The sequence below is a fragment of the Paenibacillus sp. 8b26 genome, from assembly GCF_050626875.1.
In the GTDB taxonomy this organism is placed as follows: domain Bacteria; phylum Bacillota; class Bacilli; order Paenibacillales; family Paenibacillaceae; genus Paenibacillus.
Map to the genome: position 1 here is coordinate 5,174,785 of NZ_CP192445.1, position 15,963 is coordinate 5,190,747.

The 15,963-nt window shown below is 44.0% G+C and carries 13 protein-coding genes and 2 pseudogenes; 9 read left to right on the forward strand and 6 right to left on the reverse strand.

Features of this window, described 5'->3' with window-relative positions:
* Window positions 1-63 precede the first annotated feature (63 nt).
* Window positions 64-573, reverse strand: a complete 510-nt coding sequence (locus ACQ4MX_RS24075; RefSeq protein ID WP_431087733.1) for a discoidin domain-containing protein — start codon at window positions 571-573, stop codon at window positions 64-66.
* A 428-nt stretch (window positions 574-1,001) separates the two neighbouring features.
* A pseudogene (locus tag ACQ4MX_RS24080) lies at window positions 1,002-1,181 on the reverse strand (sigma factor-like helix-turn-helix DNA-binding protein); the annotation flags it as partial.
* Window positions 1,182-1,370: 189 nt separating this feature from the next.
* Here ACQ4MX_RS24080 and ACQ4MX_RS24085 point away from each other — a divergent pair.
* Window positions 1,371-2,000, forward strand: a complete 630-nt coding sequence (locus ACQ4MX_RS24085; RefSeq protein ID WP_068496096.1) for a TetR/AcrR family transcriptional regulator — start codon at window positions 1,371-1,373, stop codon at window positions 1,998-2,000.
* A complete protein-coding gene (locus ACQ4MX_RS24090) occupies window positions 1,997-2,971 on the forward strand; it encodes an alpha/beta hydrolase (RefSeq protein ID WP_431087734.1) in 975 nt (324 codons plus the stop codon). The genes ACQ4MX_RS24085 and ACQ4MX_RS24090 overlap by 4 nt, the downstream gene beginning before the upstream one ends.
* Window positions 2,972-3,380: 409 nt before the next feature.
* On the opposite strand, the gene sigK is transcribed toward ACQ4MX_RS24090, so the two are convergent.
* On the reverse strand, window positions 3,381-4,082 hold the full coding sequence (sigK, locus tag ACQ4MX_RS24095) for an RNA polymerase sporulation sigma factor SigK (protein WP_014282571.1): 702 nt from the start codon (window positions 4,080-4,082) through the stop codon (window positions 3,381-3,383).
* A 144-nt stretch (window positions 4,083-4,226) separates the two neighbouring features.
* On the opposite strand from sigK, the pseudogene ACQ4MX_RS24100 reads away from it, so the two are divergent.
* Window positions 4,227-4,325: pseudogene (locus tag ACQ4MX_RS24100) on the forward strand (sporulation protein); the annotation flags it as partial.
* 253 nt (window positions 4,326-4,578) lie between these two features.
* Window positions 4,579-5,049, forward strand: coding sequence for a DUF523 domain-containing protein (locus ACQ4MX_RS24105; protein ID WP_134913391.1), 471 nt, complete (start codon window positions 4,579-4,581; stop codon window positions 5,047-5,049).
* A 179-nt stretch (window positions 5,050-5,228) separates the two neighbouring features.
* Here ACQ4MX_RS24105 and ACQ4MX_RS24110 read toward each other — a convergent pair whose 3' ends face one another.
* Window positions 5,229-5,978, reverse strand: a complete 750-nt coding sequence (locus ACQ4MX_RS24110; RefSeq protein WP_431087735.1) for a YdcF family protein — start codon at window positions 5,976-5,978, stop codon at window positions 5,229-5,231.
* 190 nt (window positions 5,979-6,168) lie between these two features.
* Here ACQ4MX_RS24110 and ACQ4MX_RS24115 point away from each other — a divergent pair, with 190 nt between their 5' ends.
* The 5 genes from ACQ4MX_RS24115 (at window position 6,169) to ACQ4MX_RS24135 (ending at window position 12,160) form a co-directional block, all read left to right on the forward strand.
* A complete protein-coding gene (locus tag ACQ4MX_RS24115; RefSeq protein ID WP_431087736.1) occupies window positions 6,169-7,056 on the forward strand; it encodes a DMT family transporter in 888 nt (295 codons plus the stop codon).
* A 142-nt stretch (window positions 7,057-7,198) separates the two neighbouring features.
* Entirely contained in the window at window positions 7,199-8,389 is a 1,191-nt protein-coding gene (locus tag ACQ4MX_RS24120; RefSeq protein ID WP_431087737.1) for a copper amine oxidase N-terminal domain-containing protein, read from the forward strand.
* 207 nt (window positions 8,390-8,596) lie between these two features.
* Window positions 8,597-9,592, forward strand: coding sequence for an ABC transporter permease (locus ACQ4MX_RS24125; RefSeq protein WP_149093911.1), 996 nt, complete (start codon window positions 8,597-8,599; stop codon window positions 9,590-9,592).
* Window positions 9,593-9,610: 18 nt separating this feature from the next.
* Window positions 9,611-10,504: a carbohydrate ABC transporter permease gene (locus tag ACQ4MX_RS24130; RefSeq protein ID WP_134913395.1), complete on the forward strand. Its 894-nt coding sequence runs from the start codon at window positions 9,611-9,613 to the stop codon at window positions 10,502-10,504.
* A gap of 114 nt (window positions 10,505-10,618) precedes the next feature.
* Entirely contained in the window at window positions 10,619-12,160 is a 1,542-nt protein-coding gene (locus tag ACQ4MX_RS24135) for an extracellular solute-binding protein (RefSeq protein WP_431087739.1), read from the forward strand.
* Between the two features lie 348 nt (window positions 12,161-12,508).
* Here the strand turns inward: ACQ4MX_RS24135 and ACQ4MX_RS24140 are convergent, their stop codons facing one another.
* Window positions 12,509-14,770: a helix-turn-helix domain-containing protein gene (locus ACQ4MX_RS24140; protein WP_431087740.1), complete on the reverse strand. Its 2,262-nt coding sequence runs from the start codon at window positions 14,768-14,770 to the stop codon at window positions 12,509-12,511.
* A 276-nt stretch (window positions 14,771-15,046) separates the two neighbouring features.
* Complete coding sequence (locus tag ACQ4MX_RS24145; RefSeq protein WP_431087741.1) at window positions 15,047-15,760, reverse strand: expansin EXLX1 family cellulose-binding protein; 714 nt, start codon at window positions 15,758-15,760, stop codon at window positions 15,047-15,049.
* Window positions 15,761-15,963: the final 203 nt, after the last annotated feature.

The following is a 15,963-nucleotide window of genomic DNA, read 5'->3' on the forward strand; positions in this document are numbered from 1 at the left end:
AAGATTGATTAGGGTTGAGCCCGGAATAGCGATCTTGAGTGGTATAGATGCTCACATTGATTTTTATTCTACTATAGCGGGATTTAAATTGGAATTTCTATAGGCTGGAACGCCATTGATTAAAGCGGTTCTTAACTGAATATATCGTACACCATAATAGGTTGTTGTATTATTCAGGCCAGATGAAAGTACAGTTATTTTATAATATTGAAAAGGAATCTCATTGCTAAATTGGTAAGTCGTTTTTGCAGTAGTGGGCACAGCTTCTACTTCACCTAATCTAAACCAATTTTCTCCGTCGTTTGAACCATGAAGAGAAAACGTTAGGATAAAAGCTTTAAAGGTTGGCTGAGCCAAGAGGATATCATTAATCGTTTTGCCTTCATCTAATTTGAAAATGATTTCTCCACCTCTACCGCTTAAGCTGCTTTCCCAAGACAGATTATTATCGACTAAAACATTTTTTGGAAAAGTATTTTTGGAATCACCATTTGTCGAAACATTTTCTTCTGTTATAACGACAGGATCAATTGAAAAAGAATAATCGTTTGGATTCTGACTAAATTTTGTCATGTTGGATTTCCTCCATTAGTTAAATTGTTTAATATTGTTGAAGTTATCATTTATATTCATATGAACCTCTCAATAAATGTATTCCCTAATATAAAATACATATTGCGACTGCCAGAATAAACACGTCAATACTCATCAACAGGTAGAGATTGTCGTCTACATAGCTTCAAATGGACTGAAGTAAACCCGGGTTAGATATAGCACTTGATTGCTTCAATTCGCAAATGAGCGCAAGGCTGTATATACAGTTATGGCTAGAATGCTGTTGATGACGACACATACAGTATAAGCAAACCTGTGTTTATTTCTAACATTAAAATGGAACAATTGTTCAAATGGTTTTATAATATAGAGTTTAAACGATATAATTACGAAAAAGGCCCCTGATTGGGCCCTCAAGCAGTTCATATATTTGTGTTTAACACCTTTTACCCCTTCTGCTTGTAAAGTTCATGGTACAGCTTCATTAACGCACGCTTCTCAATTCGGGATACATACGAACGCGAAATCCCCAGCTCTTTGGCGATTTCCCGCTGCGTACGTTCTTCTCCTCCGGTTTCCAGTCCAAATCGACCAATAACCACTTCTTTTTCACGCTCATCCAAAATAACCTGATATAAACAAGCCGGAGGCGCATGTTGGGCAGCACTCCGGCTTATTTTTATATGTTGAGGTTCATCCTGCTCGTAAGTAAGATAAATTCACTCTTGCTATAAGTCGTAATTTAAGATATATTATTAATTAAATAATCAATCATTTAATTAATTAAAGTTTAATTTAAAGAGAGGGGAATACATTTGGCAAGACCCATCAATGAAGAAAAAAGACTGGAGCGGCGTAAACGTATCCTAGAAGAAGCTGTTGTCCTGTTCGCAGAAAGTGGATATTCTAATACCACAACGGCTATTATTGCGCAGAGTGTGGGAGTGACTCCTGGAACCATTTTTCAATATTTCCCTAGCAAAGAAGCTTTATACTACGCCGCTGTCCTTGAGCCGCTTGCTGATATTCAGGCGAAATCGCTTGCTTGTCTACAACAAGAGGGGACGCCGGGCGTATTGATTAAGAACATGGTGGCAGAACAATTCAACCATATCTACTTCTATATAAATGAATTGCGGCTTGTTCAATCTGTCTTAGGACAACGAATAAGATTCCCTGAACTTACACAGAAGGTCCTTGAAAGTATAAAGGTAATGACAGATGCGATCGAATGCGTCTATGCCAAGGGACAGTTAATGGGAGAATTCAACAAAAGCTTTTCTCCAGCAATGATCTCTCGTGCCTATATCTCTTTCTTAAATGGAGTGGGCTTAACTCTTGGAGAAAGTATTATTCATCATCCTGAGTGGGAAAATCTGAAGGGGCATGCCTTTTATTTGTTTGCACCCATACAACCTAAAGAAAAACTGGAGGAGTCTGAATGAGTCAAACATCATTACAACCCGATCTGACATTTAACGTTCGTGTGAAAAAACGGAAGAAAATTTTATGGAGCCTAGGGATCGTGCTTTTGCTTGTGATGGCTCTTGTATTTTTTATATCTTATAAAGTAGTAGACACCTTGTTGCACCATCCTAGAGACACTAATGTCAGCTACGAATTGAATATCGATAAAACTCCCTACGAAGAGGTCGAGTTCAAGAGTTTGAAAAATGATAATACGATTAGAGGTTCCTTCTTCCCTGCAAGTGGTCTTTCTGGTAAAGCAAGTAATAAGACGATTATTGTCGTCCATGGATATACGAGCAATCGTTTAGTCAAAGGGCGGACCCCAAAGTTAGTAGAGCATTTCGTTCCGAAAGGCTACAATGTATTGGCATTTGACCTCAGCTCGCAAGGTAAATCCGATGGTGATTTGATTACACTGGGCCTCAATGAAAAATACGATTTGCTAGGAGCTGTAAGCTATTTAAAATCCAGAAACCATACGGGTGATAATATTGGAGTTATCGGCTTTTCAATGGGTGCTGCTACTTCTTTGCTAGCTGCAAGTGAAAGTGATGACATCAAAGCCGTAATTGCGGATAGTCCTTTTCGTAATGCTGGTCTATTTCTGAGAGAGGGTTTGCCCTTCTTTTCAGGTTTACCTGCGTTTCCATTCAGTTATACATCGACATGGATGGCAAATTGGGCCTTTAAGGTTGATCTTGATTCCATATCTCCTATGGATGCGGTAAAAAAGATGCAAGACAAGCCAGTTATGCTCATTCATGGTACTGGAGATCAGCAAATTAGTTATAAAAATACAGAAATTATTTACGAGTCCTTAAAAGATAACCCAAAAGCAGAAGTATGGTACCCGCAAAATACGGAGCACATCGATGCCATCAACCATTACCCTACTGAATATTTCAAAAGAGTAGATCGCTTTTTGGATGAGTATGTAGGAAAATAAATTCAATCCAAGAGAGCCAACTAGCGGAGGAGCTTGTCCTGACGAAGTAAAAATACCCAATAATATCAAGCATTTTTAGCCTGTAGTGTAGAAAACCACTACAGGCTTTTATTTGCGTTTTAAATGAAAATACATAGCAAAATAGTTATTATTGAAGCGAAAAAAACGGTGTACGAGTACAGAGCATGTTGATAAGGACAAAAGACAAGCGTATGCTGTTCGCTGGTCAGAAGAAGATCCTTTTTGGAGATCATTTGAACAAAGACTCGGAATCGAATTAATGAACTAGAAAATGAAATACAAGTAAGGATAGAGAGAATAACTGAAAGGAAGCAAGTAATTGAATTATGAAAAAGACCTAAAAGGCCCTGTTAAGGGCCTCAAGTGGCTTCATATATCTCCTTATCCATTACCCCTTCTGCTTGTAAAATTCATGGTACAGCTTCATTAATGCACGCTTTTCAATGCGGGACACATACGAACGCGAAATCCCCAGCTCTCTGGCGATTTCCCGCTGTGTACGTTCTTCACCTCCGGCTTCCAGGCCGAATCGACCAATAACCACCTCTTTTTCACGCTCATCCAAAATATCCAGGTTACGATAGATTTTACTCTTCTCTATTTTGAGCTGTACCTTATCCACAATATCGTCCGCCTCGGTGCCGAGGATATCAATCAAAGTAATCTCGTTACCCTCTTTGTCCGTCCCGATAGGATCGTGGAGAGACACGTCTTTACGTGTTTTTTTCAGTGAGCGAAGATGCATCAGAATTTCGTTTTCTATACAACGGGCTGCAAATGTTGCCAGCTTTGTACCTTTCCCGGTCTGAAAGCTTTCAATGGCTTTGATCAGTCCGATGGTGCCGATGGATATAAGGTCCTCCAAATCTTCACCGGTGTTATCAAACTTTTTCACAATATGAGCCACTAATCGGAGGTTGTGTTCAATTAGTGTGTTGCGGGATTGCGCGTTGCCTTCGGCAAACAGCTTCAGGTGTCGGGCTTCCTCTTTCTCAGTCAATGGCTGCGGAAAGGCATTGTTTTTCACGTAAGAGACGAGTAGCGTCAATTCCTTGATGAACAAAGCGATAGCGCTAAATAGTCCGGGCACGGTTGACACCTCCTGAGGTAGTTGCGAACTTACCGGTTTATGGTACCTTACCGGGCTTGTGATCTGTTTATTGTATGTGGGCAGGTGCCCATCCGTGCCTGTACTCCGAAAACTGCTCCGCAACAATTTATGGGGATAGAAAGTTATATAAGCCCTAGTGATAATCGTGGCGCAGGATCATGGGTAAGTCATCAGTTGGAAGATTATCCGGATGGAACACGGGTTAAATTTATAGTGAGTTAGTGAGGTCTAAAATTTAAACGTTCATTATATTGGTGCAGGAAGAACCGTTTTGGCTATCTTAAATCAAGCGGAGTTATCCCTACTTTACGGGACGGCTTGGCTTTCTTCATTTTTAATGTCATACGGTAGAAGAAGCACCATGATTGATATGGAAGAAGGAAGTTTTATTTTTCGTACGATGACTCTATGAGAAAATTTGATTATACTTAAATGACTTAAGTTGTGAAAAGCAATGGACCTGAGGTGGAAGCAGATGATTTTGGTAAGTTCTTGTTTGGCAGGGATGAAGGTCCGGTATAACGGGACGGATAGCTTGGACGTACATATTCAGAAGTTGGTAGAGGAAAAGAAGGCTATGACCATCTGTCCTGAACTGTTGGGGGGCTTTATGACGCCAAGACCGCCTGCTGAAATTGTAGGCGGGACGGGGGAGGATGTACTGAACGGTAAAGCCAAGGTGGTGGAGTCCTCGGACAACGATGTCAGTGAGATGTACATTAAAGGTGCATACGAAGCTTTGAACATAGCTAAGGAGATTAACGCTACACTTATTGTTTTAAAAGAAAACAGTCCATCCTGCGGATCAGCCGCCATTTATAACGGGTCATTTGAAAACCGGAAAATAGCGGGTAATGGTGTGACATCGGCGTTGCTGAAGAAGGAAGGCTTCAAGGTGATATCGGAGGAACAAATATCGGAAATTTTCCTGCATGAGGATATGTAGTGGGTTCGGAGACATGAAAGTAGGATAAAATACAGGTTTTGAACTTTCACAGTACTCATGAAAGAAAGACTCATGGTAAAATCAAGCGTCTTGGTAGTCTACAGGCTTATCTTATACCTGCAGGCTGCCAAGGCGCTTGTTTGTGATGTGGTACCTACGCGCTAGATACATACCAAGGGCTACTTAAGCTTCAACGCAAGAATCCCCAGATACTCCTTGAGAGCTGTTCCAGTAGTAGCCATGGCTCCGGCAGACGGGGAGAGCTTGGCGGCATACAGTGACAGATTTTCACTTGCCAGATAGTCGGTCGGATAAGGTACAGCCTGCATGCCTGCACGCTGAAATTCCAGCGCCGCACGTGGCATATGGAAGGCGGAGGTTACCAAAATGGGTTTGGTGAGCTGATGCTGCTTCAAAATCTGGGATGTATAGACGGCATTTTGCTGCGTGTTCAGGGAACGGTTTTCGATCAAAATATCTTTTGCGGGAATACCGAGTCCCAGAAGTTGTCTTTGGGCAATATTCGCTTCGTTGCCACTGTCGCCAAATACCTGTCCACCGGAAAACAGAATAGGTAAGCCTGTTGCTTCGTGCAACCGTACCGCAGTGAGCAGGCGATTGGCCGCTGAACCCAGCAGATTACCTTGTCCGTTGATATCAGGTGTTCCCTCTGTAGCTCCGCCGCCAAGCACAACGATAATATCGCCTTGCACGGCATGAGGCTGCGGGTACTGTTTTTCCAGACTGCTGATCAGCAAATCCCCGACCCAATTGGTGGAGGAGCCATACAGCAGTAGTGTGACAACGAGTAGAACGAAAGCAGGTTTACGCGCACGCCTCCACAGCCAGATCACAAGCCCAACCATCACGAGGATAAATAAACCGGGAGGCAGCACGAAGCTGTATAAAAATTTGATGATATAAATCAAGTGCAGACATCCTCCTATCCTTCAATCTCTATTTTTCTTTTTGGTTTGGTATATTGTAACATAGGCAAATGACCGGATTCCTCTGTCTGGAGTCGTGCTTACCAATACATATTTTTTGTTTGATAAACTCGTCCTATAGGCGTAAAATATGAAGTCTAGTCATTTTTTTGCATAGAGGAGCGAAAGCAGCATGAAAGAGTTAACGACAGCCAAACGGATCTTGATGATCGCGCTGCTGGTTGTATTATGGGGCATATCTTGGCCCATCTATAAAGTAGCGTTGCAGTTTACGCCTCCACTTTTGTTTGCAGGATTGCGCACGTTGCTGGGAGGTCTGCTGTTAGGAGCGATTTTACTGCCAAGATGGAAACGTATCCGTTGGAAAGAGAACTGGCGTGTCTACGCCATTTCGGGTGTTTTTAACGTGGTACTGTTTTACGGTCTGCAAACGGTGGGACTGATGTACGTACCATCCGGCCTGTTTTCTGTGCTGGTATATCTTCAGCCTGTATTGGTCGGCATTTTTGCATGGATGTGGCTGGGTGAAGCGATGTCCGGACTTAAGGTGACAGGTTTGGTCATCGGATTTTTGGGCGTTGCAGCTGTCAGTGTCGGAGGATTTTCGGGACATGTGGCTGTGGCAGGTGTAGTGATCGCTATTATTACAGCCGTGAGTTGGGCATTGGGTACCGTCTACGTGAAAAGGGTAAACCAGCGCGTGGATTCATTGTGGCTGGTCGCATTTCAATGCACACTGGGAGGCATCGTGTTGACAGGAGCCGGAACAGTGACGGAAAGCTGGTCAGACATCGTATGGAATGTTCCTTATGTGTCAGGGCTGGTATTCGGCATTGTGCTGGGAATTTCACTTTCATGGCTGCTGTATTTCACACTGGTCAACTCAGGGGATGCGAGTAAAGTCGCGTCTTATACCTTTTTGGTGCCCGTTATTTCGGTGTTTGTCAGCTCTTTGGTGCTGCGCGAAGCGATTACGGCTTTCCTGCTGATCGGTCTGGTATTAATTGGGCTTAGCATTTATTTGGTGAATCGCAGAGCGAGAGTAGTACAGCAAGCTTGAAAATAGGATATGGTACAAGCAAGGACTCTGCGCAGGTAGCAGGGTCCTTTTTTAGAGGATTTTAACACCTGTCCGGCGAATTTCAGGAAGAATGAAACGGGTTCGGCTGAAACGAATTTGATCTTTAGGGAGGGGTTCAAGCATGATCCAGCTTCAAAATGTCAAACGGTATAAGCCTGACAAGCGGATAATAGTTGCATTTGTTTTATTGGCAAGTGTGGCAATGGGACTGAACGATGGAGAGTTTGCTCAGGCAGCGGGAACTTTTGCATCTGTGAAGCAAGGTCAGGAAACTGCAAGTGTCCGTGTTTATTTTAACGGAAATATAATGTCGTTTCCCAAAGGAGAGCCATTCATTAACAAGGGACAGGTCATGATTCCTATTACAGATGCTGCTCTGCCAGGAATAGCCACGGACTATGACCCCAAAACACAGACGCTTTCACTCACCAATGGTATAGCCAGTCTGGGTTCCGGTCGAATAAAGGCTAACTCCAATATAGGTTTTGTACATAACAGGAAGGTTACTTACGACGTTTCAGCCAGTAGCATTCGTGGAACGCTTTATGTTCCTCTGGCATTTATCAGTGATGTGGTCGGAGGCAAGCTGGAATGGAAGAAAAACGAACGAATGGCTAGCATAAGCTATCCTCAGTTGGTTGGGGAATCGGAGGAAAGTAAAGGCTATTTGCTGGATGCAAGCAGCGGGGTATTGTACCGTAAAAAGGATGGCGGCCGTATCCGCGCGCTCAGTCCAACAAATATCAAATTGAAAGAAGATTATTTTGACATGACGAAAATCATTTCAACCAAGGTTACGGAGGATGCAGATTTGGTTACGGTATGGCAAGCGTATGGGGAGCCCATGATTAATGACGATTTTTATACGCTGTTCGTCCAGAAAGGAAAGGTACTTCGTCAGGCAAAGGCTCATTATTGGAATTTTAATGCCAACAATATCAAGCTTTATAATGGTAAAGCAGTCATGAACGATGGACAGACCGTTCGTCTGATTGACGCTAATGGTTCTGTAAAAGAAACATGGAATATGGGGAAGCTTTCCGGTCGTTTGAAGGACAGCTTTGCGGTGGAAGGCATGGGCGAGGGATTTATTCTTGCCAGATCGAATGATGAGGGCTTTTTAATATTATTTAATCTTAAAACCCACCAGTCATTGTTGGTGTATGAGTTGCTTCAATTAGCTCCTGAGCAACTGAACGGATTCAGGGAAGATGGTATTAAGTTTATCGGTCAGAACAAAAATGACGGTGAACTGCGCTTCGAGCTACATGATAGTGAAGGACAGCCTCAAACGTTCAATTATGCTTTGTAAGTGGGTTTCGGGCGTCTATCAGGCGCCTGATATCACACAATACTTCACAAATATCCGAATTGTTCACTCTCCTGTACACTCCTTTGTTCATGAAGCATGCAAGGCTTCACTTTTCATTTTGAATACGCTTACATAAAATAAAGGCATACGACAACGGTGCTGCAAACCATGCTGTCGGTAACGTATACAGAGGGGAAGTGACTCACATTGAATCAGCCTGTGCCTAAGAGTTCTGCTATGCTTACGACAGATTCCCGTCTGAACGGGAGGAGGCTGGCAAGCGGCAGGAAAAACGGATTTTTCCATGAACTGATCCGCAATCGGATATTATTTCTCATGTTGCTGCCGACCTTGATCTTTTTCTTCATTAACTCTTACATTCCTATGGTGGGTATCTATTATGCATTTACCCAGTTTGACTTCAATACCAGCTTGTTCGATGCCAAGTTCGTCGGACTCCAGAATTTTCAGTTTTTATGGCAATCCGGCACGCTGACCAAACTGACATTGAATACGGTCGGATACAACGCAGCATTTATTTTACTCGGCAACGTGCTGGCGATTGTGTGCGCGATTTTGCTGAATGAGCTGCGTGGCCGTTATTTTAAAAAGATAGCTCAATCTGTGATGTTCCTACCCTATTTTGTTTCTTTCGTTATTCTAAGCGTCATCGTGTACAACATATTTAATTATGACAACGGTTTTCTAAACACGCTGCTGCTGCAATTTGGCGGTGAACGCGTGGATGTATACAACAAGCCGTGGGTATGGATTTTCCTGATCATCCTGTTCTACCTGTGGAAAAATCTCGGCTACAGTATGGTGATTTATCTGGCGGCCATTACAGGCATTAGCGACGAGTATTATGAGGCGGCGAAAATGGACGGGGCCAACATTTTTCAGCGGATCTGGTACATTACCGTGCCTATGCTCAAATCGACGTTTGTCGTGCTGCTGCTGTTCGCGCTCGGCAGTATTATGAAGGGACAGTTCGACCTGTTCTATCAATTAATCGGCAATAATGGGGTGCTGTACAATACAACGGATATTTTGGACACTTACGTGTACCGTTCGCTGAAAGTAACCTTTGATGTGGGCATGGCTTCGGCGGCAGGCGTGTACCAGTCCTTGTTCGGCTTCGTGCTGATCATGACCGTGAACTACATCATTCGCAAGTTGAACGACGAATATGCCTTGTTCTAGAAAGGAGGACCCAAACGGATGGCGATCAAAGAGGATGTATACACCCGAATTTTTCAGATTATTTCTTATGCGGTAATCATTATTGCTTCTATTGCTTGTTTACTGCCATTTCTACTTATTATTTCGGCATCATTGACCAGTAATGAGTCGATTATCAGAGATGGATATCATTTTATTCCACAGGAATTTTCGCTGGAAGGATACCGGACGGTGTTCACCTTTCCTGAAGAGGTGCTGAGGGCGTACGGTGTGACCATTTTTACAACTGTAGTAGGTACGACGTTGGGCCTGTTCCTGATGACGATGGCGGGATATGTGCTGGCGCGTAAAGATTTTAAATACCGGAACGCATTTTCGTTCTATATTTACTTTACAACGTTGTTTGGGGGCGGCTTGGTACCCTGGTACATTATGTTGACGAAGTATTTAGGACTGCTGGATACGTATACGGTGCTTATTTTCCCGGGGCTGATGACTCCGTTTCTGATCATTTTGATGAAAAATTTCATTCGTTCGTCTATGCCGGAAGAGCTGTTTGAGTCTGCTAAAATTGACGGTGCGGGTGATTTTAAAATCTACTATCGGATTGTGCTGCCCTTGTCTACACCGGGCATTGCCACGGTGGGGTTGTTTCTGGCTCTGGCGTATTGGAATGACTGGTTCTCTTCTTCACTCTTTATTAATGATCCGCATAAATACCAACTGCAATATTATTTGTATAATGTAATCAACTCGATGCAGTTTATCGCCCAAATGGGGGCAGGTACCGGCGTTTCACTCTCCAACGATATGCCGACCGAATCGACCAAAATGGCAATGGCGATCGTGGTCACTGGGCCGATTTTACTGCTGTATCCTTTCATTCAGCGTTATTTTGTCAAGGGCTTGACCATTGGTGCTGTAAAAGGCTAAAGTGGACACTCATTGGTTTAAAGATGGCATGACGTGCTGACGTTGTGCCATTCTGACAACATATATTGTAAGCGTTTTATTAAAACCAGCAACCACTTCAAAAGGAGGATTCACATGACATTTACAAAGAAAAGAAAGCAACGCATGTCCATCCTGATTGCAGTTATGGTTATCATGGCGCTATTAGCCGGATGTGGAGGCGGTAGCGGAAACAGCGCACAAAAGGCAAGCGGAGAGGACGATAAAACCCAAAAGGTACAACTGCAATTTTATATGCTGGGTGATGCTCCTAAGGATTTACCTGCTATTGAGACTGAAATCAATAAATTGGCGGAAAAAGATTTGAATGCCACCGTCAAATTTAACTATACGACGTGGACGGACTGGGATCAAAAGTATAAGCTGCTGTTGTCTTCCGGCCAGCCGATTGACCTGATCTTTACCGCAGACTGGACGCAGTATCAGGCGTATGCCAAGAAAGGCGCATTCCTGCCACTCGATGATCTGCTGCCGAAGGCGGCACCTGCCTTGCGAAAATTTGTGCCTCAGGAGATGTGGGATGGCGTTAAAATCGGAGGCAAAATCTACACTGTGCCTGGCACATACAAGGAGTATGTAACTAATGGATTTGTATGGCGCGAGGATTTGCGCGAGAAGTACAATCTGCCTAAACCTACGGATATAAAAAGCTACGAGGCTTATATGGATGGTATCCGTCAGCATGAGACTAGCATGAAACCCATCTCCCTGAACAGTGATATCAAAGGGAACCTGCATGACCGTTATTCCGAATTGGTGACGAAGAGTGTGGGTGCTCTGCCTTACGGCATTGGTATTAAATATGAAAAGCCGACAGAGGTTTATAAATATTGGGGTTCAGATGAGCAAAAAGAAGAGCTGAGTACCTACAAACGCTGGGCCGACAAAGGATTTATCCCTAAAAACGTATTGAACGTAAAGGATACGCTTCAGGATCAGGTGACTTCCGGTAAAGCAGCGAGTATTTTCGGTGACAATCCGACCCGTTTTAATGACATGGTGATTAAGCTCAAAGCGTCTCATCCGGACTGGAAGCTGGATTACTATCCGTTCCCGCTGACGACGGGGTATGCAACTCCAGTGCATCCGATTCATAACGGCTTTGCGATTCCAAAAAGCAGTCCTAACCCTGCGCGCGCATTAGCTTTCTATGAAAAGCTTGTCACGGACAAACGCTATAACCTGCTCACGCAATACGGTATTGAGGGCAAAAACTATGAAGTCAAAGACGGTTACTATCAAATGATCGGTAGCGGCAGCACGAACGGCTTTTCACGGGAAGGTATGAATAGCTGGGCTTGGCGTAACCCGGAATACATGCTGTTTGATTCAGGCTTTGACCGGGTGAAGAAGATTTTTGCTGAGCTGGATAAAATCCAGAAGCCTGACGTGTTTACCGGCTTTGCAGAGGATTATACGACCTATCAAGCCGAAAAAGCGGCTTTGGAGCAGGTTGAAAAGCAATACCTGTATCCGCTCCAAGCTGGACTGATTGATAATGTGGATCAAGGATTGCAGACCTTCTTGCAAAAGGCAAACCAGGCTGGACTGGAGAAAATCCAGACGGAATATACCAAGCAATGGGAAGCCTACGTGAAGGAGAAGAACATTAAGTAATTAGGCAAGGCAAAGAGATTTGAACAGTTGTAACATGAAGAGTTATGATATAAAGAAGAAAAGCAAGTCTCCAGAAAGTTGGAGGCTTGCTTTTTTAGTGTCCGCTTATTTTTGGAGGGATTGACGAAGGTGGTGTCCGAAGGCATGTGTTTATCTTTGATAAGTTTGTAGAAGTTAATCGCTAAGCAGCGGAGAGGGCGGAACGATTGCGTACAAGCGTCAGCGGTCGCCTTTGTCTTCGGATTTATACCGCTAAGCGGCAATTCAAAAATCCGGAGACAACAGCGATGGGAGCAACGTTCCGTTCTCGGAGCGGTCGCGTAGAACATCTAACTAACTACGCCTCACTTACTGCGCATTAGCTTTAGAACGGCGAAAATCTGTCGGCGTCACGCCCAAGCTACGTTTGAACATGCGGTGAAAATAAGAGCTGCTCGCAAATCCGGTTTGTTCTGCCACGTCAGCTACCGACCAGTCGGTTTGCTCCAGCAGCTCGCAGGCTTTGCGAATGCGCAGCTGTTGAATGACATCCACGATGGTAGACATAGTTTGTTGCTTGTATAGTCTGCTGACATAGATCGGCGACATATCCAGCTCTTCAGCGATCTGGTTGAGGCAAAAATCCGGATCAGCATAGGCTTGCTCTATTCGCTCATTAATTTGCCGTACCAGCCGTTCTTGTTTCGTGTTTCGTTTTTCCAATAGGCTGGAGCGTACATGATCAAAGACCAATTGATATTGCTCGATAAGCTCCAGGGCCGTCTCCAACTGATCTGCGGACGGCAATTCAGGTATAGATTCGGGAGCAAACCCATTACGTTCACTCATATGCTGAATGGCATGATTCACACTCATCATCAGCCGGGATATGGCCACCTGCACGACGGAAAACGAATATTTTTCCATATGCATCAGTAAGTCCTTGAACATGCCATGAGCATCCTCCGTATGACCAGATAACAGCGTGTCGAGCAATTTTTTCTCCTTTTCCGACGCGTATACGTAGGCATTTTGAGCATGTGCCTCAATGGTGTTCTGCGCATCAATGATACAGCCGTGCCCTTGAAAAAATCGGTGCATGGACGCTTCCTGTACCTGACGGTACAACAGATGAAGCCGTTCCGACTGGCTTGCGATGGCGCTATAGGTTAGCGATACGCTCAGCTTTAAATACTCAAGGCAAGCTTCGCGTATTTGGCGCAATAAGGTTTCCAGCAGCACGGTATCTGTATGCTCCGCAGGATCAAGAATGTTGAGCATCAATAGGACGCTGTCTTCGTCGATATCAACGGCTTCCACCTGGTACGTCTGCCCGCATATTTCAGAAGCGATATTCATCATGGCAAACTTATAGGGCAACAGGTCAGGACCGCGTTCGCTTTGCCAACGGGCATATTCATCTATTCGCAGCAGCACCAGTCGATAGTCTTTGTCGAACTGGAATGTAATTCCAAGCTCACGCAACCGCTCCGGTTCCTCTCCAGCAGGAAGCAAATGGACCCCCCGAATAATATTCCGTAAAATGTTTTGCCGGATCGTATACATGCTGTTTCGTTTCTCTGATTCGAGTGAATTCATATGGACAACAATCTGCCCGATGGGGGTATACAGCATTCTGGACAGTAGCCAGGAAGCCACAAACCCTGCCAATGCAATGACAACGGCAATCAGCAGCATCGCATTGCGAATAACACTCGCCATTTTGATAACGCTTTCATACGGAGTGACACTAATATACTGCCAACCCAGTCCGTCCTGGGAGGTATAAGAAATGAGTGATCTTTTACCGTGAAAATCTTCTACAAAATATCCTGTTTCCTGTTTTTTGACTCGGGTGTGCAGCCATAGCAGTTCTTTCTCGTTCAAGGATTCGTCTGCCAGCGTCGCGCCGGATAAAAGTCTGCCCTGATCATCCAAAATATAAGCCGCTCCACCTGATGTCGGATTCGTCGCCATTTCCTTGTTCATCCAGGTCGCAGATACATTGACGATCACAGCCGAATTCATCGCTTCGTTCGAGTTGATAGCGTCATAGCATAAATACGTATAGGCTGTAATGTCTGTGCTGGCTTGATCTGCTCCGGCCACCGAATCGGACGCAGACAGCAACGGATAGGTGCGTGGGATGGGTGTAAACGGCTTATAATCCTGATAATGATCCAGCACGCGTATAATATCCGTATCAGCCAGTTCTTTTTTGCTGAATAACCCGTTTTGCCCCCGCGAGGATGCAATGTAGAAGGTGTCGCTTTTCGGATTATATACATAGATGGATTCAATGTACGGCATAGAATTGAGATAATTGTTCAGCTCAGACATGGCAGCGGTTTCATCATATACATTGGGTTTGGGATAATACAACAACTTGGACAGGGTACTGCTGCGGTACATTTGAAAGGCCAACGATTGGGCGATGGATGTCATGTTAATGACCTCTCTGCTTCTCAGTGCCAGGCTACTGTGATTGGCTTCGAATGCCTGCTCCTTCTCCACCCGAATATAATAAAAATAATACACCGTGGTAGATACCAGCAACGTCAGTGTAATACATAACGTGATACTGATCAGCAATTTGCTGTGAAGCTTGTGATGCTTTTTGAAATTGCTCATGTACGCAGGTCTCCTGTCTATTTGCATATAGCCAAAATAAACCCTATTTATGTATTCATTATACGTGCCTTCCTGTGAACAGGACAGTGAACAAACTAATTTTTTATGAAAAATAATGATTTTTTCGTAAAAAGGCCAGGAACCCGATACGCAAAATCGCTTGCGTCGGTTCCCAGCCTGGGGATTACATAAAGCCTGTCACGAATTGGACAGCACATGGGTAGGAAGCGCCCATTTGTGCCTGACAGGACTCAAGCTGTGAGAAGATATCTTCAATCAGTCAGGGAATTGCACATTACCTTTGACAATATAGGCATCGCCTGTGCCATTTTCTGCTAGAGCCGGGAGGGTATCGTTCAGCACCACACCGCGAATGTCTGTAATCCTGATTTTAAGAGGCTGATTCCCTAAGTTCGTACCAAGAAAGTGGTTGTAGTCCTGTTTTTCGAGATTGAGCCATTGTCCATTTTGTTGGACTTCCAGCTTCAAAACTGGATATTTATGATTGCGTACCTGAATAGCTGCCCACCACCGGCTGCTGCCTTCTTTAATGCGGTAGGAGACGTTGCCATTAACTGGAGCTTTGACGACTTTCCATGAGATATTGATTTTTCCATCAATTTGATTGCCAATTTGGTTAAAAGCATTCGGGGACAGGTCAAGCGCACCGCTTGGGCCTTCAGGATAAATATCGGTTACATAGACTGTTGTTTTCCCTTTGGGGCCTTGTACTTCGAGATATGCTCCTGCCAATGCGGCTTTGATTCCGTTATAATTCAATTGTGTGCGGTTAAGAGCCGTAATTTTGGCATCGGAAGGGATGGGATCAAGTAGTAATGCTCCTCCTGAGTAGCCAGATCCGGTATAGGTAGCGTAACCCGTGTATGTATCATTCCAAGCAGCTGAAGCGGGGAGAGCGAACAAAACAAGACTTAGCAATGATGCCAGACCAATCGTTTTGAACTTGCGAATCGCAGAACTCTTTTGCATAATTATTTCCTCCTTGTTCATTTAATAGATTCATATAGTAAATATAAACACTATATTACATAATATTTCAAATAGTACAATAGGCTTTTGAGGCAAAAAGAAAATATTGCAAAAGTTTGTCAACATGCTTCTAGGCCTTATTGCATGTTTTTATGGGAATTGCTGAACTGTGCTTTTTTTCGCAGATATCTGCTTGATCTGGT